The sequence below is a fragment of the Erythrobacter longus genome (genome assembly GCF_000715015.1).
Lineage (GTDB): Bacteria > Pseudomonadota > Alphaproteobacteria > Sphingomonadales > Sphingomonadaceae > Erythrobacter > Erythrobacter longus.
The window spans coordinates 237974-262073 of the sequence record NZ_JMIW01000003.1 but is presented as its reverse complement, the minus strand read 5'-3'; the positions used below and the strand labels follow the sequence as shown (position 1 = coordinate 262073).

The following is a 24100-nucleotide window of genomic DNA, read 5'->3' as shown; positions in this document are numbered from 1 at the left end:
TTAAGCAAGCAGCTCAATCCGAAATAGATCAGGCGCGTTCGCCGAAGAGCGAGCAGATGTAAGCTCAACCGATATCTTCTCATTTGTCTGAGCTGCCAGGCCATGCAGCAAGCCGATAACCATCGGAGTAAGGCCAGGGCGAACCGAATAGTAACTCAGTTCAAAAATGCTCTGATCAAGCTCAACAATCTCAAAGGAAGGCGGTTTTAGACCTGGCATGGCCATCATCTTGCGATCATGCATATCGTCGAGGTTCTGAACGCGCTCGACAAAGTTGCGGCCAGATAAAGAGAGCAGATTGCCAAGACCCGAATTGCCAGCATAGCCAACCCAGTATTCGCCAAAAACGCTGAGAACCTCGCCTTGAGCCATATCCCTATGCTTAGCCACTGCAGCTACAAGATCGCAGGTTATGGCGTCGTCATAGGCGTGCATCCGATCAAACTGCGAGGTATCAATACCCGCATCCAAACGAATGGTTTCCCAAGCATCTTTGCCGAATTTCTTGATTACGAATGTGCGGACACCTTCGTTGACCATCCCATATATGCGCGCCTCACTCGTAGATTTGAGTAAGATGTTGGGATACGCTGTGAATATATTAAGGCGGCGAGACACAGCGCCTGAGTATTCTCCTCTAAGGCACCTTATACTCTGTAACGATCGCAGAACGGATCGCGCCATGCGAAGCGCTCCAGATATTGTGCCATCGCCTCATACCCCTGGGACGAAAGGCGCAAGCAGACCTGCCCTGGTTTGAGTGTCTCGCTGTCTTCCTTGCGATATGCGAAAATCAGGCGCCTGCGCTCCAACACCTCAAGCCATCGCAGCACGCTAGTGATCTGCAGGCGACAACTCATTGCTATGCTCTGGATTTTGATTTCTCGCCCTTCTGACTGCCCATAGAAAATGTGCAAGAGGATATCCCATGCCGGTTCACCGAACAGCTCTGGAATAACCAGATGCTCCGAGCGCATCCGTCGCTCCTCAGGAGCCCTCATTGCAGTCTCTGAAAGCGTTTCGCCAAAGCGTTTGAACTGTCTTGACGCTTGAGAACTCCCGTTTGCCATGTTTCTGCTTACTCGCCAGCCAGTTTCGAGAAGTATTGGGTGAGAATACTATCCGTGGGCCATGAAGGTTGCGTCATTAGCAGCGCCAAGACCCAAATGCTGTTCGTAAACTCCATTCACAAAGCTGATATTGGCTCCCAGTTTTCCCGCCCGGCCAAGGGGGATGAGCGCCTTGCGCATCAACGTTCCCAAAAGCGTTCCAGATTGCGCATCCAAGATTGACGAGCTGATAGTGAATTTAAGAAGGCCGCTCATGCGCTCGTTACAGGCCTCATCGATTTCATCGCGAAGCGTGTTTACGATTGCTTGCGCTGAAACGGCTTTAACGCCCACAAAAATGATCGCAAAACGGTCCTCACCCACCCGGCCGAAAACATCGCTGTCGCGCTTCCATTTTCGTACAACATCCGAGATTTCCCGGACCACCATATCACTGGTCACTTGGCCCCATTTCTCTGTAATGGAATGGAACCAATCAAATTGAAGCACCGCAAGTGCAACCGGAGCTTTCAGGCGGTGCGCCTAAGCCAGTGCGCGCTCGCCAGTCAGTTCAAAAGTGCGCTGATCGAGAAAGCCGGACACCGGATCAGTGCGTTTGGAACCATGGCGAATGTCTATCGCTTCGTGGATGGCAATCGCAACATGAACACCCCCCAGCATCGCAGTCAGAACCATGAAGAGGACAAAGCTTGCGGCACTGGCTTCAATCTTGTGCTGAACCAGAGAGGCCGGCCCGGTTTGAAGATAAAACAGAACAATCGGGCGCAGGAGGCTGAAAATCGCAAGCAAGCTCATGGTCCACACCAATATGCGATCCAGCATGTTGGTCGTGCGGGCTGTCCACAGTAAGACAGCGCCAATCGCAAACAGCAGCCCGCTTGCTTCATTATGGACGAGCAAAGCCACTTCTTGTTCGGCATTCTCTAGTGCAAGATAAAGAAGCGCGCTGGAGAAAACCGACAAAGTGCACATCGCGAAAATCGGTGTTCTTTGATTGAGGCGTTGTAAGCTCCCCCAAACAATCGCCATCACGCTTATGCAAGCCAATAGGTGGAGCCCGGTCGTAATCACTGGCTGGTTCGCGCAAGGGGCCGCGATCACGACCGTCATGGCCAAAAAGAGCGCAAAAAAACCGACCCCGAAGCCCAGAAGGTGCATCCTTTTTCGGTTCGCATTCCAAAGGCCAGCAAATACACCCGCAAATACAAGTGCAAGGGCGGGCCAAGCCAAGGCTGCTTCAATATTCATGTTTGCACCAACATCTGTTGAAGAATGTAGCGAATTCACATTTCAAAGACCATTGGTGTTGGTAAAAAAGGTGCGAAAAAGAACAGATTAGAGCGCATTCATGGACCAAGCCAGATGTACTGAGAGGTAGATTTCCGAATTCGATTGCACATTTCACATTTGATATTGCGCTTGATGGAACGGCGGCTTTGGCTACACGATCAGCCTTTGTGAACTGGCAGCAGTGTGAATTTGCAGCTGTATGAAATGGGAGCGTTTGTTGTTGAGCAAGAGTATGGTGCGAGGACTGGTCACAGCTTACATGCTGCTGTTCTTGCTTGCCACGACATGGCCGGGTGCAACACTTTTCAACACCGCCACACCGCTTGTTCTGGGCTTGCCGTTCAACCTGTTTGTCTTGGCGATGCTGATCTCGGTAGCGTTGGTCATGTTGGCAGCATTGTACGTTAGCGAAACGCGACCTGAAGAATGATAACCGGGAGCTAGGTCGCGATGGAACGCTGGCACATCATTGCAGCCGTTATCGCGGCGTATCTTGGCATCACGTTGGCCATCGGATTGCTGTCGGGAAGGCGCGCTTCGAAGAGCGTGGCTGGCTATGTTGCAGGCGACCGCGATTTCGGCCTTCTGGTCATGTATTTCGTGCTTGGCGCCTCGATCTTCAGCGCTTTCGCATTTCTGGGTGGGCCTGGTTGGGCGTATAGCCGGGGCGCGGCTGCCTTTTACATCCTTTGTTACGGCGTATTGGGCATCGCGCCCTATTTCTTCCTCGGCCCCAAAGCCGCCGCACTGGGGCGCAAATTCGGATATGTGACGCAGGCGCAATTGATCTGCGGGCGGTTCCCGTCGCGCAGCCTGTCGTTGATGATAGCCGTCCTCACTGTGCTGGCGTTCATCCCTTACATCACCTTGCAGATGCGCGGGGCCGGCATTGTGATCGAGGCGGTGACCGAGGGGAACATTCCGCTGTGGGTAGGCTCGCTCGTCGCTTACGGAATTGTGCTCATCTATGTCCTGTTTTCAGGCGTTGCTGCGGTGGGGTGGACCAACACTTTTCAGGGCATTTTCATGCTCACCATCGCGTGGACACTCGGCCTCTACCTGCCGATTTCGCTCTATGGCGGGGTCGGCGACATGTTCACGCAGATCATGGCAGAGCGACCCGAGCTTTTGACTATGCCAGGGCTGACCGCGAGCGGCGAGCCTTGGAGCTGGGGCGGCTATTCCAGCGCGATCATCGTCTCCGCTGTTGGCCTGATGATGTGGCCGCATCTGTTTATGAAGGCCTTTACCGCGCGCTCGGACAACACTTTGCGACGCACAGTGGTCCTGTTCCCGACGTTTCAGCTGTTTCTGATCCCGGTCTTCCTGATCGGGTTTGCAGGGGTGCTTTATCCCAAAGCTCCGCCTTCATCCGATTTCATCCTGCCGTTCATGATCCTCAACGCGGAACTTCCGGCAATCGTCGTTGGCCTGTTTTGCGCTGGCGCATTGTCCGCCAGCATGTCCACGGGCGATTCATTGATGCACGCCGCCGCATCCGTCACGGTTGAAGATGGGATCAAACCCTTCAAGGAGATGTCAGACGAAGCACGGCGGCGATTGATCCAGGTGCTTGTGGTTGTTGTCGGCGCGCTCGCCTATGCCTTTGCCGTGGTCGAGGGTGTGTCGCTCGTCGTGCTGCTACTCACTGCATACGGGATCATCTGCCAGCTTGCCCCGCCCATTGTCGCCGCGATGTATTGGGGCCGTGCGACCACAGCGGGCGTGATCGCAGGTTTTGCCAGCGGCTCCCTGACCGCCGCCTTCTTCTTCCTCAGCGGATATTTAGGCAATGATCTCAGGCCTTTTGACCTGCACGAAGGGATGCTGGGACTTATGGTCCATATCCCGGTTTTGATCGCGGTGAGCCTGCTGACCCAGCCGCAAAATGCTGACCACAGTGAAGGGTTCACAAGGGCCGCAGCCTAGGCGTCAATCAAGCTGGATTTTCAAATAGTCCAGATTTCTGTACACCCTTGGCCATGCACCTGTTCGAGATTCTCGTTGTCTTTCATGTGATCACCGGGCTCACCGGCCTGATCGCGTTCTGGGTGCCGATAGTCTCCAAGAAAGGCGCAAAGAACCACCGGCGCTGGGGCCGCATTTGTTGTTATGGCTTTATGGGCGCAGGAGCGCTCGCGATCGCGATGGCGCTTTTGTCATTGTACGGGCCTGAGGAGCGCATTCCCTCTGTCACAGACCGCGTGTTGTTCGATGGGCTGTTTGGCTGGATGATGCTGTATCTGGGCCTGCTCACCATTGGTTTTGCCGATTATGGGCTTGCGGTGGTCAAGCATTCGCGCGAGCGCAAGGCGCTGCGAAGCGCGCGTTATCAGCTCGTTATTGCCGCCGTGCTCGCATCGGCTGCCTATTGTTTTTATTACGGTTTCACCATTGGCGAGGCCTTGATGATGGCGGTCGCGGTGCTGGGCATTGTGGCGATGAGCATCCAGCAGCTCTACATCTGGCGCAAGGCAGCGCCTGCCCCGCGTTCATACGTTGGCGAACACTTCCGCGCGCTGATCGGCATGGGCATTTCCGCCTACACCGCTTTCATGTCGGTGGGCCTTATCCGCTATATCCCGGAACATGTGTTCAACCCGCTGGTCTGGGCTTTGCCGAGCGCGGTTGGCGTGTCGCTCATCATCGGCTTCACGCTTCAGGCGAAGCGGGTGGCCAAACCGCGCGCGCAGGCTAACGCCCGGCCCACATCCGCATAAGGTTGGCGATCGACTTGTCGATCATCAAAAGCTCGGGCGCATCTACAGGCAGTTTTTCAGCCAATGAACTGCGCGTGTTTTGCAAGTCGAACAAAAGCTCGCGCTGAGCTGCATCGCGGATCTGGCTTTCAATCCATCCCACTGCGACAATGCGTGTGCCGCTGGTAACGGGTTTCACCTCGTGAATGCTGGTCGAGGGGTACAGAACAAGATTGCCAGCCGGCGCTTTGACCGTCTGCGTCAGGCCCGCTGATTGCACCACCAATTCGCCGCCCTCATAGCTTTCGGGATCGCTCAAAAAGAGAGTGAAGGACATATCGGTTCGAAGCTGCGCGGCCCCTTTGCCCATAAGCGCATTGTCGACATGCGCGCCGTAATGCCCGCCATCCATCGTCCTGCTTATCATAAGCGATGACATATGACGCGGGCGCACGGCCGCTGTTACAACCGGGTGATCAAGGATCAATGGCGTGAGCATTTGCTGAAGCGCGCGCCCCGCCGGTTTGCTCATGATGGCTTGTTCGTTGACCTTAACGCGCGAGGCCACTTTGCCCGCCGTGGCGCGCCCGTCCTGCCACTCCAGCTTGGTAAGCCCCTCGCGGATTTCGTCGAGCTTACCTGCCTGTGAAATGGCGGCGATACTGAGGATCATAAAAGGCCTCTTGATAATGGTTTGCAAAAAGGATCGCTTCCCTTATGCGCTTGACCAAGGAATAGATTTGGAGCGCCTTAAATGAAAGTCGAATTGAAAACCTGGAGCCAGCTTGGCGTTGCGACCGCTTTGGCGGGCCTCACGCTTGCGGGGTGTTCGGGCGAGGCAGGTGACGCGGGCCAGAGTGATGAGAGCGCCGTGGTCGGCACCGCTGGCGAAGGTGAAGGCGGCGAAGCGGGCGAAGGCACTGGCGGAGAGGGCGGCGAAGGCGGCGTAGAGATCGCGGCGGCGGGCAATGATCCGGTCGTCTATGGCTCTGCCCTTGGTATTGCAGAAGCCCATGTCCTGGCCGCGCGCGACGCCTATGCGGCGGGCCAAACCGAGGCAGGCGCTGAAATGTTCGCGCATCCTGTTTCCGAAGTTCTGTTAGAGATGCAGCCGGTGTTCGCGAGCCGAGGCGTAGAGGATTTCTCACCCCTTTTTACACGCGCATCTGAAGCGGCTCTGAAAGGCGCCAGTGCTGAGAAAATCGCAGAGCAAACAGACGCAATCATCGCAGCGCTTCGCAAAGCCGAAACCAAAGCACCAGCAAGCGATGCAAGCGCGGGCAAGGTCGCAGGCGGCATTGTGGCCGACCAGATCGAGCGCGCCGTCGCCATGTATGCACAGGCGCGCGAGAGCACGAATTACGGCCCTTACCTTGACGGCTATGGCTATTTCAAAGCGGCGACGGCCACCTACGAGCGATCAGGAGGCGCAATCAAAGGCGAAAATGCCAACCTGGCAAGCCGCATTGAAGCGGCCTTGAAGCTGCTTGGCAAAGCGTATCCTGGCGCTCTTCGCCCAGATACCCTTGATGCGGAACAAGGCGCGCTCTCGGGCGCTTCGGCAGGCGTTCTGCTGGCCGCAAGCTGATCGGGTCTTTCAATCCCCCTTTTCATCATTGGGCGATGAGGGCATAGGCGTGACCCATGCATGATATTCGCTTGATCAGAGATGACCCGGAAGGGTTTGATGCCATTCTAGCCCGGCGCGGAATTGATCCTGTGTCGGCGCAGATCCTTGCGCTTGACGAGGAGCGCCGCGCTCTCACCACCAAGCTGCAAGAGATGCAATCGCGCCGCAATGAAGCATCCAAAGCTATCGGTATGGCGATGGGCCAAGGCGACAAGGACAAGGCCGAAAGCCTGAAGGCCGAGGTTGCCGAGCTCAAGCAGACGATGCCTGCGCTTGAAGAAAGCGAGCGGGAACTGGGTGCAAAATTGCAAGATGCGCTTGCCCGCATTCCCAACCTGCCGTTTGACGATGTGCCGCAAGGGGCAGGCGAAGAGCAGAATGTCGAAATCGCGGTCTGGGGTGAGAAGCCCAGCTTTGATTTCGAGCCCAAGGAACACGCCGATTTCGCCCCCGATCTGGGAATGGATTTTGAGACAGGCGCGCTGCTTTCCGGCGCGCGTTTCACCTTCCTTCGCGGCGATATGGCACGGCTCCACCGCGCCCTTGGTCAGTTTATGATCGACCGCCAGACGCGAGAGTATGGCTATACCGAATGCATGCCGCCCGTGCTGGTCAAAGACGAGGCGATGTATGGGACAGACAAGCTACCGAAGTTTGCCGAGGATAGTTTTGCAGTAATCAACAGATACAAGGCGCTAAGCATTCAGTTAGATGCTGCCGAGGAACTGACAGAGCAACTTAGCCAAGAATACGATGCTTTGCTTACAGCAGTCGGAGACTTGATGCTTTGGAAGCTGGATAATGATCTTTCCCATCGGGTTTCGAAGGAATTCTCGATAGCTTTCGATAAGGTTTTCGAGCTTGGCAAAGTGATTGAAGCCAAGGGGGAAGGTCTCCCCGAGAAATACGACGAGTTACTGAAAGAAGAGAAAGAGCTGAGGAAGCGGGGTCAAGACTCTTCACTCTGGCTCATCCCCACATCCGAAGTCTCCCTCACGGCCAGCGTCATGGGCCAAATCCTCGAAGAAAGCGCCCTCCCAATCCGCCTCACCGCGCTCACCCAGTGCTTTCGTTCTGAGGCGGGGTCTGCGGGACGCGACACACGAGGGTTCATTCGCCAGCACCAGTTTGAAAAATGCGAGCTTGTCAGCATCGTCAAACCCGAAGACAGCGAAGCCGAGCACGAGCGCATGACGCGGGCAGCAGAAGAAGTGCTCGAAGCATTGGGCCTGCCCTATCGCAAAATGCTGCTGTGCACGGGCGACATGGGGTTCGGCGCGCGCAAGACATACGATCTTGAAGTGTGGTTACCGGGCCAAGGTGCCTATCGTGAGATTAGCTCGTGCTCCAACACGGGCGACTTTCAGGCGCGTCGGATGAAGACCCGCTATAAGGTGGCGGGCGAGAAAAAGCGCAACGAATTCGTCCATACCCTCAACGGTTCCGGCCTTGCTGTGGGCCGCACGCTGGTTGCGGTTATCGAGAACTACCAACAGGCGGACGGCTCTGTGCTCGTGCCCGAGGTGCTGCACCCTTACATGGGCGGTGTGACCAAGCTTGAGCCTCAATAGTAAGAATTGTCATCCTGAACTCGTTTCAGGATAACAGAAGCGCAGGACCAAGGTTCGATGGTTATCCTGAAACAAGTTCAGGATGACGTATTAGGAGAGAAGTTAGAGTGAGAATTCTCCTCACCAATGATGATGGCATTCATGCCCCTGGCCTTGAGGTGCTTGAGGCAATCGCGGCTCAGTTTTCTGACGATGTCTGGGTATGCGCGCCTTCGGAAGAGCAATCGGGCGCGGGCCACTCGCTGACCCTCAATCATCCCGTGCGGCTCCAGAAGTTTGGTGACAGGCGTTTTGCCGTCACCGGCACGCCGACGGATGCGGTCACAATGGGCCTGCGCCAAGTGCTCGACAGGCCGCCTGACCTCATCCTTTCCGGCGTGAACCGGGGCGCAAACCTTGGCGATGACGTCACCTATTCGGGCACAGCATCGGCCGCGATGGAAGGGGCGCTGGCAGGCATTCGCGCGATTGCGCTTTCCCAAGTGATCTCGCCTGAAACACGGGGCACGGCCGCGGAGTTTGCGCAGGCGCTCGAGTGGGCTCCCAAAGTCATAAGGCCGCTGATCGATGCGCCCTTTGGCAATCGCACGTTCCTGAATGTGAATTTCCCGCCGAAAGATGCCAAGGGCATCCGTATCACTCGCCAGGGCTTTCACGATTATTCGCGCGGCAGCGTGGTTGAAGGCACCGACCCGCGCGGGCTTCGCTATTTCTGGTTTGGCCTCGACCCGATCGAGCATACGCTTGACCATGGCACTGATCTGGAAGCGATCGATGATCGATTTGTGACGGTGACACCGCTCCAGCTCGACTTGACGCATTACCCTACAATCGACAATCTTGCCGGCAGGTTCGAGGGGTAAAACAGACGAGCGATGGCACAACGGGAGACCGAGCGGTCCTTTTCGCGGCCCAGAGACAGCCAGCGCGGTCGTCACCCTGTGCAAAAACGCATGAGGCCACTGCGCCGCGCAGTGGGTCTATCGGTCTGGGCCGATGTGTCAATTCGTTTGGGGGCCGCCTTTGCCCTTATTCTACTGGTGGTGATGATCCATTGGTTTGATCGCGAAGGCTTGGTTGACAATGTCGATGGGCATATCAGCTTCCTCGACGTTGTGTATTTCACCATGATCTCGATCACGACGACCGGTTTTGGCGATATCGCCCCGGTGTCCGCAGCTGCCCGGTTCAAAGAGGCGGTGATCGTCACCCCGATCCGTTTCCTTGTCCTCTTCATTTTCGTTGGCACGACTTACAACTTTTTCATCAAGCACAGCTGGGAGAAATGGCGCATGGCCCGCATTCAGGAAAAGCTCTCGAACCATGTGGTTGTCCTTGGCTACGGCGTCTCAGGTTCGCAGAGCGTCGAGGAATTGATCGAACGCGGGACACCTGCTGACAAGATTGTCGTCGTGGACCCAAGCGAGGATCGTCTGCGCGAAGCGGAGAAGCTGGGGGTCAACGTCCTTGCCGCCGATGCGACCCGCGATGAGACCTTGAAAGCCGCGCGCATATCGACGGCGAAGAATATTCTTGTGTCCGCTGGGCGCGACGACACCTCAATCCTGATTGTGCTTACTGTTCGCCATCTGGCTCCGAAAGTACCGATCAGTGTTGTCGTGCGTGCAGATGACAACGAAATCCTCGCACGTCAGGCGGGCGCGACCAATGTGATCAATCCGGTGCGGTTTACCGGGCTTCTTCTGGCAGGCAGCGCAAACGGCGCGCATATTGCGGAATACCTCGCCGATCTGGCATCGGTTTCAGGCCGGGTCCAGCTGGTCGAACGGGTCGTTACCGAAGAGGAATGCGGATGCTCTATCACTGAGCTTAGCACCGGGGGCAGAGGCCTTCGCATCTATCGCAATGGCCGCGCGATCGGTTTCTGGGAAGAGGAATGCGAGAGCCTGCAACCCGGCGATGTGATTGTCGAAATCGTGCCGTCCGAAAATGGCAACCAGAATGGCGACGGGAATGGCAGCGGGAATGGCAGCGGCCACTCCAAGAGTAACGGCGACAGCTGAACCGCTATAGGAAGAGCAAGAACACCCCGCCCATTGCCGCCATGCCAACGGTAAAGTGCCCCACATCAATCGCAAAAAGCATGCCTGATTTGCGCTGATAGAGGTAGTTGATCCCGATTGCCGGTGCCATGATCCCGTGGGCAAAGCCGATCGACATCATCATGACGACATGGGGCGCAGCGCCCGTGCGAGCGATCAAGTGCCACAGCACCATCGCGATCAGCATCTCGAACAGGAATGTGAGCCCGAATATCACCAGCATATTGCCGGTTTGCACATCCTCGTCAGAAAGCCCTGCGGCCTTTTGCCAAGCCTTGCCAAAAAGCACGCCGTACCAAATCGCGCCCACTACAAAGAATGCGGCTGCTCCGGCCAAAACTGGCCACAATGCAAAGTCACTCATGTTTGATCCCTCCCGATTTGTTTTGCACTCTCTAGCGCAATGTTCGCTTCCGGTGTAGGGGCGCGGCAATCATGTCGAACACCACCACACTCCCTGATGCCAAGAAAGTTGGCATGGTCTCGCTTGGCTGTCCCAAAGCGCTGGTCGATTCTGAACGCATCCTCACGCGGCTTCGCGCTGATGGCTATGCGTTTGTTGCCGATTATGCGGGCGCTGACGTGGTGCTGGTCAACACTTGCGGCTTCCTCGACAGCGCCAAGGAAGAAAGCCTCGCCGCGATTGGCGAGGCGATTGCCGAAAATGGCCGCGTGATCGTCACCGGTTGCATGGGTGAAGAGGCAGACGCCATTCGCGCCGCTCACCCTCAGGTTCTCGCCGTCACAGGCGCGCATCAGTACGAACAAGTGGTTGAGGCCGTGCACGAACATGCGCCCCCGTCGCAAGGGCCGTTCGTCGACCTTATCCCCCAGCCGGATATAAAGCTGACGCCGCGCCACTACAGCTATCTGAAGATTTCTGAAGGCTGCAATCACTCCTGCTCTTTCTGCATCATCCCCGACCTTCGCGGGAAACTGGCAAGCCGCCGGATTGATGCTGTGCTGCGCGAGGCAGAGAAGCTGGTCGCGGCGGGCACGAAAGAGCTGCTTGTCATCTCTCAGGACACCTCCGCTTACGGCGTCGATACCAAGCATGACCCGCGCCAATGGAAGGGTCGCGAGGTGCGCGCCCATATGACCGATCTGGCCCGCGAGCTTGGCCAATTGCGCACCAGCGATGACCGCACGCCTTGGGTCCGCCTCCATTACGTTTACCCCTACCCGCACGTCGACCATGTGATCCCGTTGATGGCAGAGGGGCTTTTGACGCCCTATCTGGATATCCCGTTTCAGCACGCTGCCCCTTCCGTCCTTAAATCCATGCGCCGCCCGGCAAATGAGGCCAAGGTCTTGGAACGCCTCACGAAATGGCGCGACATCTGTCCAGATATTGCGATCCGATCCTCGTTCGTTGTGGGCTTTCCAGGTGAAACTGAGGCGGATTTCCAATATCTCCTGGAATGGCTTGAAGAAGCGCAATTGGACCGCGTGGGCGCGTTCCGGTTTGAGCCCGTCGAAGGGGCGCGTGCCAATGCTCTGCCCAATCCGGTGCCCGAAGAGGTCAAAGAAGAACGATACGCCCGGCTGATGGAAGTCACCGAACGGATCAGCGCCGCCAAACTGACCGCCAAAGTGGGCCGTACGCTTAGCGTCATCATCGACGAGGTGGGCGAGCCAGATGAGGACGGCGACATTGGCGCGACCGGCCGATCACAGGCCGATGCGCCGGAAATCGACGGCGCGGTTTACTTGCGCAATGTCCCTGAAACGCTGGTTCCGGGCGATATTGTGAATGTTGGAATCGAAGATGCCGATGCGCACGATCTTTTTGGCGTGATTTCAGATCAATAGCCAATTTATGGCGAAAAGTTTGACACACTTGACACACTGTCCAAGGGCCAAAAAGTTTGTGGGTCAGAATCCATGGCTGTTGCAGGGGTAATGAAAGTGCAAAAGGGCCCATTCGTTAACGCCTAGCGCCTTGCCGATGCTGTAGGAAAATCCGAAATTATGAGGGCCGTTTATGGGCCCGCTACGAACTCGCCCGTTTGACCAGCTTTACCGGTACGCGCTGCACCTTGGGATGGGCGCCCCCCTCGCCTATTGCACCTGCGACCGCTTCGACCAGCATACGGCCTGCCAAATCCAGATCAGGCTCAACCGTGGTAAGCGGAGGCGATGTCATCTCGCTTGCCGGAATGCCGTCAAAACCCACCAGGCGAAGGTCATCGGGGATGGCCTTACCCGCCGTTTGCAATTCCTCGATCACACCAAAGGCAAGCGCATCGCACACCGCAAACACGCCGTCGCATTCGCCATGCTCTTCAAGCAATTTTTTCGCCGCCAGCCGCCCTTGATCGCGCCGTGCATCTGCCGGTTCGATTTCGATAAGGCTGGCGGTGACACCGCGCATCTTTGCCCGGTTCAGGAAAACTTGCGCCCGCTCCGCAAATTGGCGTTGAGGGCTTCCCAAAGAACCGATGCAAACAAGGTTCTTCGCTCCCTGATCGATCAGGTGATCGGCCGCCGCCTTTGCGCCCGTTTCATTGTCGGAAAGGACCCGGTCAAGGTCACCCAATGGCGACCCCCAAAAGGCCACAGGCGCGCCCGTTTGTGCCGCTGCCTTTCCAATATCGCTGAAATAATCCCACGCGGGGCGGTTGGCGGTGGTGCCGATTACGATCAGCCCCTCTGCCTGTCCACGTTCAACATAATGGCCAAACAGCTTGTCTTCATCCGCTTGGAGCGAGACGAGGACCTCTAAACCTTGCTCCGCAGCCGCTGCGCAAATCCCGCCCAGTAGAGCATAGGAAAACGGGTTCACATCGCGCGCGCGTGCGCCCGGTTTACAGATCACGACAACCGCCAGCGTGCCGGTATGCCCGCGCCGTAACCGGGCGGCGCGTTCGTCGACGTAATATCCCATTTCCTGGGCTGCGCTCATGACCTTTTGCCGGGTCGCCTCACTGATCACAGCAGAACCGGAAAGCGCGCGGCTCACCGTAGACTGGCTCACGCCTGCGCGTTCAGCCACATCAAAGCTTGTGATCCGTGCATTCTTGCGCAGGTCTTCCATCAACGCGCATCCTTTTTGCTGTCGCAATACCGTCGTAAATGACCATGGTGCGCATTTGAATAGCTATGCAATGTATGGTCCACATCTAGCTCGGCCTGCTAGAGGGGTAATATGTGCGCACATCCATGCGCGCTTGAGGAGAAGATTTATGGCCGCAGCCCAATTTGCTGCTGAGCGATTGCTCTTATTTGGCGCGACAGGCGATCTGTCACGGCGCAAGCTCTTGCCGTCATTGTGCGCGCTTGATGCCGAAGGACTGCTTCCCGAAAAGCTCAAGATTATCGGTACAGCGCGCAGCGAGCTTGATGATGCCGGCTTTCGCGACATGGCGCGCGCCGCATTAGAAGAGTTCTTGCCAGCCGATCGCCGGGGCGGAATGGCGGGCTTTCTCAACCGCTTGAGCTATCAGGCGCTCGATGCCAGCACTTTGGATGGCTTTGACGAGCTTGCGGCCAAGATTGAAGATGCTGGTACCACCGAGGGCGGTCTGGCGATCTTCTTATCGACTGCACCAAGCCTGTTTGGGCCAACGATTGCGGGTCTCGAAAAAGCTGGGCTGACGGGCGAAAAGGTGCGCATGTGCCTTGAAAAGCCATTGGGCACTGATCTTGCTTCCTCTGCCCAAATTAATGACGCCGTCGCTGCGGCATTCCCCGAGGAACGCATTTTCCGCATCGACCATTATCTGGGCAAGGAAACGGTTCAGAACCTTCTTGCGCTTCGCTTTGCCAACATCTTGTTTGAACCCATCTGGAACTCCAATGTGATCGAGCATGTGCAGATCACCGTGGCGGAGACCGTGGGGCTTGAGGGGCGCGTGGGCTTTTATGACGATGCGGGCGCGCTGCGCGACATGGTTCAGAACCATATGCTGCAATTGCTCGCGCTGGTGGCGATGGAGCCGCCGACCTCGTTCGATGCGACCGCCGTTCGCGATGAAAAGGTGAAAGTGCTGCGCGCGCTTCGTCAGGTTACAGCAAGCGAGACGGTGACCGGGCAATACCGCGCAGGCGCAAGCAATGGCAAAGCGGTCCCGGGCTATGACGAGGAACTGGCGGAACATGGCCTTGGCGAAAGCCAGACCGAGACATTCACCGCAATCAAAGCGCATGTCGACAATTGGCGCTGGAAGGGCGTTCCCTTCTACCTTCGCACGGGCAAGCGCATGCCTCAGCGTGTGACAGAAATCCTTGTGCAGTTTCGCAGCGTCCCCCACTCAATCTTTGAAGGCCAGAAACTTAAGACCGGCGCAGGGCTCCAGCCCAATCACCTGTTGATCGAAATCCAGCCGGAAGAGAACATCACCCTTTCATTGATGGCGAAGGTTCCGGGTCTTGACGAAGACGGCGTGCGCCTTCGCGAAGTGCCTTTGGCGATCACTATGCCCGATGCCTTTGCCGAAGCGCAGCGGCGCATTGCTTATGAACGGCTCCTTTTGGACCTTATCAAAGGCGATCAGACCTTGTTCGTGCGCCGCGATGAGGTCGAGGCGCAGTGGAACTGGATCGACGGTATTCGCGCCGAATGGGAATTGCACCGCGTCAAACCCCAGACCTACACGGCTGGATCATGGGGACCATCGGGCGCAATTGCCCTTACCGAACGCGACGGAGTGAGCTGGCATGAGTAATCTCAATCCCACTATTGAGCGCGTTACACAGCGCATCATTGAGCGCTCAAAGCCATCGCGTAAGGGCTATCTCGATTTAATGCAGCGCGAGGCGGACCGCCGGCCTGAACGCTCAGCCGTCTCGTGTTCGGTCCTTGCCCATGCTTTTGCGGGCGCTTTGGAAGATCAGGATGCGCTAAAGGACAATCGCGGGCCGAACATCGGCATTGTCACCGCGTACAATGACATGCTTAGCGCCCACCAACCCTATGGGCGGTATCCTGACAGGATGAAGATTTATGCCCGGGAAGTGGGCGCGACCGCTCAAGTGGCTGGCGGGACCCCTGCGATGTGCGACGGGGTGACGCAGGGCGAAGACGGGATGGAGCTTTCGCTCTTTTCCCGCGACAATATCGCCATGGCAACGGGCGTTGCGCTCTCCCACCAGATGTATGATGGCGCCGCCTTCCTTGGCATTTGCGACAAGATTGTACCGGGCCTTTTGATGGGCGCGCTGCGGTTCGGGCACCTGCCCGCTATCTTCGTGCCCTCTGGCCCGATGCCAAGCGGCATTTCCAACAAGCAAAAACAGGAAACCCGCCAAAAATACGCAAGCGGCGAAGTGGGCCGCGATGCTCTTCTGGAAAGCGAGCTTGCCTCCTACCATTCGCCGGGCACCTGCACCTTTTTCGGCACCGCCAACTCCAATCAGATGATGATGGAGATGATGGGCCTGCACGTACCGGGCAGCGCCTTTGTCCAGCCGGGTACGAAATTGCGGCAAGCGCTCGACCGCGCCGCTGTACACCGCTTGGCTGAGCTTTCGGGTACTACGGAACGCACTCTCGCCCAAGTGATTGACGAAAAGGCGATTGTGAACGCGGTTATCGGTCTGCTCGCCACGGGCGGATCAACCAACCATGCGATCCATATCCCGGCGATGGCGCGCGCAGCTGGCATTATTATCGACTGGAGCGATATGGCTGAGCTGTCGAGCGCCGTGCCGCTTCTGGCGCGCGTCTATCCCAATGGCTCTGGTGATGTGAACCAATTCCATGCGGCGGGCGGTATGGGTTATGTCATCAGCGAACTGCTCGATGCAGGCCTTGCGCATGGGGATATCCTGACCGTGTGGGAGGACGGCCTTGACGCTTACCGCGCTGAACCTGTGTGGGAAGAAGACACCCTTCAATGGAACCGCGTGGAGGCAAGCAAGGACGATACCATGCTGCGCCCTGCCTCTGCCCCGTTTCAGGACGATGGCGGGATGAAGCTGCTCACTGGCAACCTTGGCCGCGCGTGCTTTAAATCCAGCGCGGTTGCCAAGGAACGCTACACCATCACCGCCCGTGCCCGCGTGTTCCAAACACAAGAGGCGGTGAAAGAAGCCTTCCAGAACGGCGAGCTTGACCGCGACGTTGTGGTTGTCGTGCGTTTCCAAGGGCCGCGCGCCAATGGGATGCCAGAGCTTCACGGCCTCACCCCATCTCTGGGCGTGCTGCAAGACAAGGGTTTCCGCGTTGCGCTGGTCACAGATGGGCGTATGTCTGGCGCATCGGGCAAGGTGCCTGCCGCAATCCATTGCTCACCCGAAGCGTATGGCGGCGGACCGTTGAGCCTTCTTGAAGACGGTGACGAGATCACCGTTTGCGCCGCGACCGGCACTCTTAGCACTAGCGCCGACCTTTCGGCCCGCACACCTGCGCCCGATCCGGTTCAGGAATGGGGCGTAGGCCGCGAGCTTTTCCGCATGATGCAAGTCCACGCGGACGAGGCGGAAAAAGGCGCATCAGCGATGCTGGTTGCGGCGGGGTTGTGAGTGTTGAGGCTATGAAGGTGGCAAATAATTCGCCCCTCCCGCTTGCGGGAGGGGCAGCGAGACTTGGCAGCCTGCTGCCTAGCCGCAGCGGGCTGGGCCTACTCGACCTCGCTGGCCCACCCTCACCCCCTCCTGCAAGCGGGAGGGGAGCCCAATGACGGACACCCAAATCGTCGCCGTGGACGTTGGCGGCACCCATGCGCGCTTTGCGATTGCGAGCGTTGCCAGCGATGGCACTATCTCCTTGGATGAGCCAACCACGCTCCACACATCCGACCACGCGAGTTTTCAGACCGCATGGGAGGATTTTCGCGAAAGGCACGAACGCGAAGGCGGCACGCTTCCTGACAAACTCGCCATGGCTGTCGCGGCTCAGATCAAGCCTGATCTCATCCGCTTCACCAACAATCCGTGGATCATCCGCCCGCCTCTTATAAAAGAGAAACTCGGTGCGTCCGCGCACGTTGTCATCAATGACTTTGCCGCCGTTGCCCATGCCGCCGCGCGCGCGCCTGCGGACCAATTCCTGCATCTGGCTGGGCCAGACACCCCTCTTCCCGCAACCGGCACAATCAGCGTGCTTGGCCCTGGCACCGGGCTTGGCGTTGCGCATTTCCACCGCACCGCGCCCACTCGCTATCACGTGCAAGCCACCGAAGGCGGGCACGGCGATTTCGCACCGCTTGACCAGATCGAAGACACTATCCTTGCGCGCCTGCGCCAGCGGCACACCCGTGTCTCTAACGAGCGCGTTGTCTCTGGCCCGGCGATTGTCGATATCTATCAAGCGCTTGCCGCGATGGAAGGGCGCGCCGTGGTTGAGCGGACCGATGTCGAGATATGGACCGCTGGCACCAGTGGAAACGATTCTCTAGCGGCAGCGGCGGTCGACCGTTTCTGCCTCGCGCTTGGATCGGTCGCTGGCGATATCGCTCTTGTTCAAGGCGCATCAGGCGTCGTGATCGCAGGCGGGCTTGGCTATCGTATTCGCGAAACACTCCTCGCATCCGGTTTTGCCGACCGTTTTTGCGCGAAAGGACGCTTTACCTCGCTTATGGCATCGCTTCCCGTTAAGCTTATCACTCATCCCCAACCCGGCCTTTTGGGCGCCGCAGCTGCCTTTGCGCAAACCTATCTGGACGGGGCTCAATCGGATATGGAACCTCAATGAACCTTCCCCTGAACACCGTCGATCATCTGTCTCAGCGTCTGCAGGAACTGCACGCGCGCACGAGGGAGACGCCGCTGTTCAATCCGGTGTTTCAACTGGGTCTGGACCTGTCGCGTGGGCTCGAAGGGGATGGGCTCGACCTTGATGGGTTAGAGGTGCTGGTCGAAGAGCTTGAATGTGCCAGCCTTAATGCGCGCACCAAACGGCTTCGCGCATTGATACAGCCAAACGAAACGCAAAGCCCGGTGGCCGCATCGTGCGAAGACGGCGTAGAATTTGAAAGCTTTCAAAAACGCTGGGAGCGCCCGAGCCTCCACGCCGTTTTCACCGCTCACCCCACATTCCTGCTGACACCCGAACAAACCCGCGCGGTGGCCAATGCAGCAAGCGATGGCGGCACTCTAGTCAGAGCCCCTGACTTAAGCGGGGCCAACCGCCCGCAAATCACGCTTGAGTACGAACACGCAGAAGCGATGGCCGCGATTGCCCATGCACAAACCGCCCGCAGCGCCATTGTGCGCGAGGTGTACGAACACGCCTATGGGTGCTGGCCCAAACAGTGGAAGACCCTGCGCCCGCTGCCGTTCCGTTTTGCCACATGGGTTGGTTATGACATGGACGGGCGCACCGATATTGCGTGGTACACATCGATCCGTTTCCGATTGAGCGAAAAGGCGCAGCGCCTTGCCCGCTATGCCGATGAACTGTCCGCGATTGATGCAGGCCACGCCCTTATCAAAACATTGAAAGGGGCCAGCGCCCATGCCTCGGCAAGCGCGCAGGATTTTGCGGGCGATTTGTCGCAGCCCAAAGCGCTGTCCGATGCTGCCAATCGCCTGACGGCTGATGACCCGGCAAAACTGACCAGCCTGGAACCTCTGATCGCGCAGCTTGAGGAAGAAGCCGAGGCGCAAGGCAAGGACGCCAAAGCTGCCGACCTTTTGACATTGGCAGCGGCAATGCGCGCCGATGGGCTTGGCATGGCGCATATCCATTTCCGGGTGAACGCCAAGCAATTGCACAACGCTATCCGCGTCCACCTTCACGAAAGCCCGCAACTCGACCTGTCGAGCAAGGGGGCAGTCGCAACCCTTCGCGGTATGCTGGCCAAGGTGACGCCCAAACGCACCAATTTCGCCTCGCTCGCCATCGAAAGCTCGACCGCGACCCGGCAATTTCTCGCTATGGCGCAAATCCTTGAGCATATCGATGCCGATACGCCGATCCGCATGCTGGTTGCCGAATGCGAACAGCCCTCAACCGTTCTGGCCGCGCTCTACCTTGCCAAATTGTTCGGGATCGAGGGCAAGGTCGATGTCTCGCCCTTGTTTGAAACCGAAGAGGCATTGGAGCACGGGGGCCGTTTCCTTGACGCATTATGCGCGGAAAAATCCTATCAGGAATATGCACGCGGGCGGGGAAGGGTCTGTATTCAAACGGGCTTTTCCGATGCGGGCCGGTTCGTCGGGCAAATCCCGGCTAGCCTTGCGATTGAACGGCTTCAGGGACGCTTGGCACAGGCGATGGGCAAGAACGGGCTGAACGATGTGGCCGCGCTTATCTTTAACACCCATGGTGAAAGTATGGGGCGCGGCGCGCATCCATCGTCTTTTGCCGACCGCCTGACATGGCCGCTCAGCCCTTGGGCGCGCAGCCGGTTTCACCGCAACGCAATCGCACTTGAACCAGAGGTCAGTTTTCAGGGCGGCGATGGATATCTGCCGTTTGCCAATGACACATTGGCGCGCGCGACGCTTATGCGGATCATCGCAGATACACCTGAACAAAGCGAAGTGTGCGATGACCCGTTTTATGCCCGCACGGATCTGAGCCTCGATTTCTATCGCGCCATTCGCACCCATCAACGCCGGCATCTGCACAGCCAGACTTACAGCCGCGCAGTCACTGCATTTGGGCTTGGCCTCCTTAATTCCACCGGCAGCCGCGTGTCGCGCCGGCAAAGCGACCTTTCGGCTGACCGCGACATGAACCTGCGGCAAATCCGCGCAATTCCGCACAATTCAATCCTGCAACAGCTGGGCTATCCGGTGAATGTCATCGCCGGTATCGGCAGCGCGGCGGACGGCAATTACGAAGAATTGGCCGCGCTTTTGGCGGAAAGCGAACGCGGGCGGCAATTGATGCGCCTTGCGCAAACCTCAAACGCGCTTGCCAGTATCAAGACCGTTGCAGCCTATGGCGAGCTGTTCAATTCCGCCTATTGGGCAAGCCGCCCCTATCGCGGGACCGAGCCGCATTTGTCGGCAGCGTGCGAAGTGTTAGCGGAATATCTGACCAAGGACGATCGCACAGGAGTTTTCCGCCGCCTGGCTTCGCGTGTCCGCGTGGACGCATTGAAATTCCACCGTCTGCTCGATCAGCTTCCGGCCGAAGAACGCCTTGGTTTTGACCAGGACACGCGCCGGATGATTGGGGCCGCACAGGCTCTGCGCCTCGCATTGATGCAGCACATATTCCTTCGCGCCGTCTCTGTGCCGGTCTTCAGCCGCGCCAACGACATCGCCCGCGAAGATGTGCTGGAAATGGTGTTCAGCCTGCGGATTGATGATGCGCTTGCGCAATTGCGCCGCGCGTTCCCGGTTGAGTTTCCATCGCCATCCGACTTTGCGATGGATGCGCCGTCCGATTATCCTGATGCGTCAAGCGAGGGTTACGGTGCAATATCGCGCGATTACATCGACCCGATTGAACGCGCCTACGGTCTGATGCTGCGCCTCTCGGTCGCTATCGCCAACCAGTTTGGAGCGCATGGCTAATTGCCGCCTCGGCGCTCGCATTTCACAGGTCCCGCGTTAAGAATTTGCACCCTTTTACGTCCCCACGAGGGACGCCTGCGCGCTTACCCCTAGCGGCGAGCTCCAAAAAACGGCATAATGCGCTGCGTAATGAAGGGATTTTTGGTTATGGCTTTTGGCAAACTTCGCTTGGCAACCGTCGTAGGGTTGGCTGCGTTGACGGGCGGTGCAACGCTTGTGGTTGGACAAAACGCTGGCGATATGGCGGTTGACGAAATCCGGGCGATCGACCCCACGACGGGTGGCGACTCGCTGGTGTTCGACCCGTCCTTGCCTGATCCATACGCGGCCAATGACGCCTCCCTGCCTGAACTTCCGTCGGCACCAGAAGAACTAACCAGCGCAGCCCTGCAGGATGCACCACGCGGGCCCGCGGCTCGCATGATCCCTGCGCAAGATGGCGCCCTGCCAGAGCTTCCAGCAGCGCCTGCCGACATCACGGCGCGCGCTTTGGAACGGGCACCAGCGCCCGCCCCTGCTCTTGCTCCCAAAAAAGAAGCGCCCGAAGATCCCTTTGTGATCAACTCAATCCTGCCGATTGAAGGCACGATCAAATATGGCGAGTGGTTCTGGGATGAAAGCCGCGCCCCTGCCAAGGGCAAGCTGGTTATCACTGTTGACCTCGATGCGCGCGTCATCAGCGTTTTTCGCGACGGCCACGAAATTGGCACAGCGGTCGCGCTGCTCGGCACAAAAAGCCACCCGACGCCCGTCGGCACCTTCCCAATCCTGACCAAGGAAAAGGACAATGTGTCGGAGAAATATGACAATGCGCCAATGCCTTGGACGCTGCGCATGACGTGGGATGGTATTGCAATCCACGGCTCACCGGTAATGAACGGCTACGCCTCGCACGGCTGTGTGGGTGTGCCTGACCCATTTGCGGAAAAGCTTTTCGCCATCGCCAAGCGCGGGGACAAGGTGATCGTCACGCGCGGCAGGATGGTCAACGTGGGCGACAAGCTCATCAGCGGGTGACTTAGGCTCAGGACCTATGAATCCCTCCATCGAGGCGCCGGAATGACTTCCAGCACGGATTTGACCAAAATGGCCCTGTGCTGCGTCATAAAGGTTTGAAAGACCGCCAGTATTCCTGCACCTTTACTCCTTGCCCAAGGCCATTTTGCTTCAAACCTCGAAGGTGGGATTCATAGGTCCTGAGCCTAGTGCATCCGCCTCGGCGGTTCGGGGACAAAGCGCCACACGCGCATTTCCACGCCCACTTTGGCGACCTTCTCAATATCGCAGCGGCCCAGCACCCCGCCAAGCGAGGCATTTTCGCCGCGCCATAGCCGGTCTACCGCTGTGCCCGCTTCGCTCCGGCTCACCCGGCCGCCAAGTTCGGACACGATGCGCACCACAGTCTCGATCTGAATAACGCGCGGCACATTGCAGTAATACCGATATTGGGGGAGGCCCTGCGCCGTCTCCTCGCGCGTGACCATCTCTTCCCAATCGGCTTGCGCGTACCATTCAAGCGCCCGCCACCCTTCCGCCAAATGCTGCGCGCTGGCCGCGAGGTTTTGCGCATCGAGCCATTCGTGCTGCGCCAGATGTTGGCGGACCCGCACCCGGTCAAAGGCTGGGTTCGCATTGGACGGGTCGCGCACAGGCGCAACCCCGGCGGCGTGCACCACCTCCTCAAGCTCGGCCTTTCTAAAGCCGAGAAGCGGGCGGATCAGCGGCAAGTCTTCATAACCCGGCACGTGGGTCCATTCACGCACCCCGGCAAGCCCGGCGATACCGCTCCCGCGCGCAAGCCGCATAAGCAGCGTTTCAGCCGCATCATCGGTGTGATGGGCCGTTGCAACCGCGCCCAGCCCCTCTTGATGCGCCCAATGCCCAAGCGCTGCATAGCGGGCCTCGCGCGCTTTGGCCTGAAGGTTGCCCGATGCAAGTTTCACCTTGGCCCTGGTAAACGGGACGCCAAGCGCGCCGCACAGGTTTTCGACCAGCGCGACTTCGCCTTCAGCACTTGTGCGAAGGCTGTGATCCACGCTCATAACTGCGATTTCACCGGGCATGGCGCTGGCTGCCAAGAACAACAGAGCAAGGCTGTCCGGCCCGCCTGAAACCGCCAGCCCCAAAGGTCCCTCGCGGTGTTCCTGGGGCCACAGGCGTTCGAGAGCGCCCGCGAAACGCACAAGGCGTTCCGGGTCAATCGCGGTCAGATCAAGCGGCCTAGCAATCAGCACCCCCTCCTCTCTTCGAGGGATTAGTTGTCGCAAGCGACCTTTTGCAGATTGCTCTGATATTGGCCCGCCAAACGCCCGGTTGCGACCGCTGGATAAGTCTCACCAAACTCTGCCAAAGCGATACAGGCGCGGCGCGTATCATCCATCGCAATCATGGATTGTGCGAGGTACAACAGGCTATCCGGCGCGCGAAGCGCTGTGCGATCAGCCTGATAATTGCGCAGGAACCAGCGCGCGGCTTCTTCGGGCATACCATCGTCAAGGAAGGCGCGGCCCAAAAGGTTGCGGCCATAAGTGATGCGCGAATGGTTGGGGTATGCTTCAACGAAAGAGGCCAATTGCTGGCGCGCTTCGGGATAATATCCCGCCTCCCACAGCCGGAAGCCGTAGGAATATTCGTCATCGCCCGCATCATCGGTCTGCGGCTTTGTGATGGCCTGGACGCCCGCCACACGCTCAGCGCTTGGTCCCGCAGCCGCGCTTGTCGTAGTGCCCGATGCTTGCTCCTGACTGCTGCCGCCAGCACCTGAGCCTGTTCCCGTCATAACACCGAGATTCCGATTGGTCGCCTCGCCAGTGACTTCGGGTGCGATTTCGGTTCCCGATGGTGTTCCTGATGGAAGAGTGCGAGCAGCCCCTCCGCCCTCTAAGGCCGCAAGCCTTGTATCAAGCGCGCTCAAAGCGTTGCTGTTCTCTTCAGTCTTCGCGGTCAGACGCTGAAGCTGAAGCTCCATCGCATCAAGCCTTGCGAGGATATCTGTCACCGCAGTGGTCGAAGGTCGCGCATTTGTTTGTGCAGTGGTGCGCGTAGGCTGCTCACCCCCGTTAGCCGGGATGGATGGTTCAAAGAAACGGCCATCGCCGCCCGGAAAGACGGTGCGTTGCAAGGCGCGAATTTCCGCCTCTGCCCGGCGCAAGCGCGCTTCTGTATCATCCTGGGCCATTGCAGGAATGGGCGTGGTTGCAACAACCGCTGCAGCGGTAAACGCGCCAAGCGCGGCCCCCACCTTACGGGCAGGCGCGTGTTTGCGCAAAAGGGTGATTGCACGGGTCAGATGCATGACTTGTCAGGCTCCCTCATGGTCCATCATAGTGTTTTTGTGGCAAAATATGCGCCTTCCAGGGGTCTG

At 58.2% G+C, this 24100-nt stretch carries 22 protein-coding genes; 13 read left to right on the top strand and 9 right to left on the bottom strand.

Annotation, left to right across the window (positions count from 1 at the left end):
• The 4 genes from EH31_RS08435 to EH31_RS17535 all read right to left on the bottom strand — a co-directional run bounded on the left by EH31_RS08435 (position 1) and on the right by EH31_RS17535 (position 2180).
• Entirely contained in the window at positions 1–540 is a 540-nt protein-coding gene (locus EH31_RS08435; protein WP_051699082.1) for a heme NO-binding domain-containing protein, read from the bottom strand.
• A 107-nt stretch (positions 541–647) separates the two neighbouring features.
• Positions 648–977: a hypothetical protein gene (locus EH31_RS08430; protein ID WP_152553516.1), complete on the bottom strand. Its 330-nt coding sequence runs from the start codon at positions 975–977 to the stop codon at positions 648–650.
• 141 nt (positions 978–1118) lie between these two features.
• Positions 1119–1583, bottom strand: a complete 465-nt coding sequence (locus EH31_RS08425) for a GGDEF domain-containing protein (RefSeq protein WP_081853308.1) — start codon at positions 1581–1583, stop codon at positions 1119–1121.
• A 9-nt stretch (positions 1584–1592) separates the two neighbouring features.
• Positions 1593–2180 carry a hypothetical protein gene (locus tag EH31_RS17535; RefSeq protein WP_206742018.1) on the bottom strand — a complete coding sequence of 196 codons (588 nt, stop codon included), beginning with the start codon at positions 2178–2180 and terminating at the stop codon, positions 1593–1595.
• Between the two features lie 400 nt (positions 2181–2580).
• Here EH31_RS17535 and EH31_RS08415 point away from each other — a divergent pair, with 400 nt between their 5' ends.
• From EH31_RS08415 to EH31_RS08405, 3 genes are read left to right on the top strand one after another with little or no spacing between them, the layout of a single operon-like run.
• Entirely contained in the window at positions 2581–2790 is a 210-nt protein-coding gene (locus tag EH31_RS08415) for a hypothetical protein (RefSeq protein WP_152553514.1), read from the top strand.
• A gap of 20 nt (positions 2791–2810) precedes the next feature.
• Positions 2811–4289 (top strand): sodium:solute symporter family protein, encoded by a 1479-nt coding sequence (locus tag EH31_RS08410; RefSeq protein ID WP_034959712.1) that lies wholly within the window; start codon positions 2811–2813, stop codon positions 4287–4289.
• Positions 4290–4342: 53 nt separating this feature from the next.
• Positions 4343–5080, top strand: coding sequence for a hypothetical protein (locus EH31_RS08405; protein WP_034959711.1), 738 nt, complete (start codon positions 4343–4345; stop codon positions 5078–5080).
• Here EH31_RS08405 and EH31_RS08400 read toward each other — a convergent pair.
• Positions 5055–5732: a Fe2+-dependent dioxygenase gene (locus EH31_RS08400; protein WP_034959710.1), complete on the bottom strand. Its 678-nt coding sequence runs from the start codon at positions 5730–5732 to the stop codon at positions 5055–5057. The genes EH31_RS08405 and EH31_RS08400 overlap by 26 nt on opposite strands.
• Before the next feature lie 81 nt (positions 5733–5813).
• On the opposite strand from EH31_RS08400, the gene EH31_RS16875 reads away from it, so the two are divergent.
• From EH31_RS16875 to EH31_RS08380, 4 genes are all read left to right on the top strand, one after another.
• Entirely contained in the window at positions 5814–6647 is an 834-nt protein-coding gene (locus EH31_RS16875) for a hypothetical protein (protein WP_051699080.1), read from the top strand.
• A gap of 56 nt (positions 6648–6703) precedes the next feature.
• Positions 6704–8260, top strand: a complete 1557-nt coding sequence (gene serS, locus EH31_RS17955) for a serine--tRNA ligase (protein WP_034959708.1) — start codon at positions 6704–6706, stop codon at positions 8258–8260.
• Between the two features lie 107 nt (positions 8261–8367).
• On the top strand, positions 8368–9123 hold the full coding sequence (surE, locus tag EH31_RS08385; protein ID WP_034959707.1) for a 5'/3'-nucleotidase SurE: 756 nt from the start codon (positions 8368–8370) through the stop codon (positions 9121–9123).
• A 90-nt stretch (positions 9124–9213) separates the two neighbouring features.
• A complete protein-coding gene (locus tag EH31_RS08380) occupies positions 9214–10284 on the top strand; it encodes a potassium channel family protein (RefSeq protein ID WP_241765872.1) in 1071 nt (356 codons plus the stop codon).
• 4 nt (positions 10285–10288) lie between these two features.
• Here EH31_RS08380 and EH31_RS08375 read toward each other — a convergent pair whose 3' ends face one another.
• Positions 10289–10687 (bottom strand): DUF1761 domain-containing protein, encoded by a 399-nt coding sequence (locus EH31_RS08375; RefSeq protein WP_034959706.1) that lies wholly within the window; start codon positions 10685–10687, stop codon positions 10289–10291.
• 71 nt (positions 10688–10758) lie between these two features.
• Between EH31_RS08375 and rimO the strand changes: the two genes are divergently transcribed.
• Positions 10759–12135, top strand: a complete 1377-nt coding sequence (rimO, locus tag EH31_RS08370; protein WP_034959705.1) for a 30S ribosomal protein S12 methylthiotransferase RimO — start codon at positions 10759–10761, stop codon at positions 12133–12135.
• 181 nt (positions 12136–12316) lie between these two features.
• Here the strand turns inward: rimO and EH31_RS08365 are convergent, their stop codons facing one another.
• A complete protein-coding gene (locus EH31_RS08365) occupies positions 12317–13360 on the bottom strand; it encodes a LacI family DNA-binding transcriptional regulator (protein ID WP_081853307.1) in 1044 nt (347 codons plus the stop codon).
• A gap of 148 nt (positions 13361–13508) precedes the next feature.
• Here EH31_RS08365 and zwf point away from each other — a divergent pair, with 148 nt between their 5' ends.
• The 5 genes from zwf to EH31_RS08340 all read left to right on the top strand — a co-directional run bounded on the left by zwf (position 13509) and on the right by EH31_RS08340 (position 21753).
• Positions 13509–14990: a glucose-6-phosphate dehydrogenase gene (zwf, locus tag EH31_RS08360; RefSeq protein ID WP_034959704.1), complete on the top strand. Its 1482-nt coding sequence runs from the start codon at positions 13509–13511 to the stop codon at positions 14988–14990.
• Positions 14983–16788: a phosphogluconate dehydratase gene (gene edd, locus EH31_RS08355; protein WP_034959703.1), complete on the top strand. Its 1806-nt coding sequence runs from the start codon at positions 14983–14985 to the stop codon at positions 16786–16788. Before zwf ends, edd begins: the two co-directional genes overlap by 8 nt.
• A 154-nt stretch (positions 16789–16942) precedes the next feature.
• Positions 16943–17959 carry a glucokinase gene (locus tag EH31_RS08350; RefSeq protein WP_034959701.1) on the top strand — a complete coding sequence of 339 codons (1017 nt, stop codon included), beginning with the start codon at positions 16943–16945 and terminating at the stop codon, positions 17957–17959.
• Entirely contained in the window at positions 17956–20736 is a 2781-nt protein-coding gene (locus EH31_RS08345) for a phosphoenolpyruvate carboxylase (RefSeq protein ID WP_034959700.1), read from the top strand. Before EH31_RS08350 ends, EH31_RS08345 begins: the two co-directional genes overlap by 4 nt.
• 147 nt (positions 20737–20883) lie before the next feature.
• Positions 20884–21753, top strand: a complete 870-nt coding sequence (locus EH31_RS08340) for a L,D-transpeptidase family protein (protein ID WP_034960099.1) — start codon at positions 20884–20886, stop codon at positions 21751–21753.
• Positions 21754–21938: 185 nt separating this feature from the next.
• Here EH31_RS08340 and tilS read toward each other — a convergent pair whose 3' ends face one another.
• Together tilS and EH31_RS08330 are read right to left on the bottom strand one after the other, a co-directional pair.
• The gene (gene tilS, locus EH31_RS08335; protein WP_241765871.1) at positions 21939–22970 is read right to left on the bottom strand and encodes a tRNA lysidine(34) synthetase TilS; all 1032 of its coding nucleotides are present in this window, start codon (positions 22968–22970) and stop codon (positions 21939–21941) included.
• Between the two features lie 20 nt (positions 22971–22990).
• Positions 22991–24031, bottom strand: a complete 1041-nt coding sequence (locus EH31_RS08330; RefSeq protein WP_152553513.1) for a tetratricopeptide repeat protein — start codon at positions 24029–24031, stop codon at positions 22991–22993.
• Between the last annotated feature and the right edge of the window lie 69 nt (positions 24032–24100).

Bases quoted from the DNA above. Each gene is read 5' to 3' on its own strand.
- EH31_RS08435 (WP_051699082.1), bottom strand. From the start codon at position 540: ATGGTCAACGAAGGTGTCCGCACATTCGTAATCAAGAAATTCGGCAAA.
- EH31_RS08430 (WP_152553516.1), bottom strand. From the start codon at position 977: ATGCGCTCGGAGCATCTGGTTATTCCAGAGCTGTTCGGTGAACCGGCA.
- EH31_RS17535 (WP_206742018.1), bottom strand. From the start codon at position 2,180: ATGACGGTCGTGATCGCGGCCCCTTGCGCGAACCAGCCAGTGATTACG.
- EH31_RS08410 (WP_034959712.1), top strand. From the start codon at position 2,811: ATGGAACGCTGGCACATCATTGCAGCCGTTATCGCGGCGTATCTTGGC.
- EH31_RS08405 (WP_034959711.1), top strand. From the start codon at position 4,343: ATGCACCTGTTCGAGATTCTCGTTGTCTTTCATGTGATCACCGGGCTC.
- EH31_RS08400 (WP_034959710.1), bottom strand. From the start codon at position 5,732: ATGATCCTCAGTATCGCCGCCATTTCACAGGCAGGTAAGCTCGACGAA.
- EH31_RS16875 (WP_051699080.1), top strand. From the start codon at position 5,814: ATGAAAGTCGAATTGAAAACCTGGAGCCAGCTTGGCGTTGCGACCGCT.
- serS (WP_034959708.1), top strand. From the start codon at position 6,704: ATGCATGATATTCGCTTGATCAGAGATGACCCGGAAGGGTTTGATGCC.
- EH31_RS08380 (WP_241765872.1), top strand. From the start codon at position 9,214: ATGAGGCCACTGCGCCGCGCAGTGGGTCTATCGGTCTGGGCCGATGTG.
- EH31_RS08375 (WP_034959706.1), bottom strand. From the start codon at position 10,687: ATGAGTGACTTTGCATTGTGGCCAGTTTTGGCCGGAGCAGCCGCATTC.
- rimO (WP_034959705.1), top strand. From the start codon at position 10,759: ATGTCGAACACCACCACACTCCCTGATGCCAAGAAAGTTGGCATGGTC.
- EH31_RS08365 (WP_081853307.1), bottom strand. From the start codon at position 13,360: ATGGAAGACCTGCGCAAGAATGCACGGATCACAAGCTTTGATGTGGCT.
- zwf (WP_034959704.1), top strand. From the start codon at position 13,509: ATGGCCGCAGCCCAATTTGCTGCTGAGCGATTGCTCTTATTTGGCGCG.
- edd (WP_034959703.1), top strand. From the start codon at position 14,983: ATGAGTAATCTCAATCCCACTATTGAGCGCGTTACACAGCGCATCATT.
- EH31_RS08350 (WP_034959701.1), top strand. From the start codon at position 16,943: ATGACGGACACCCAAATCGTCGCCGTGGACGTTGGCGGCACCCATGCG.
- EH31_RS08345 (WP_034959700.1), top strand. From the start codon at position 17,956: ATGAACCTTCCCCTGAACACCGTCGATCATCTGTCTCAGCGTCTGCAG.
- EH31_RS08340 (WP_034960099.1), top strand. From the start codon at position 20,884: ATGGCTTTTGGCAAACTTCGCTTGGCAACCGTCGTAGGGTTGGCTGCG.
- EH31_RS08330 (WP_152553513.1), bottom strand. From the start codon at position 24,031: ATGCATCTGACCCGTGCAATCACCCTTTTGCGCAAACACGCGCCTGCC.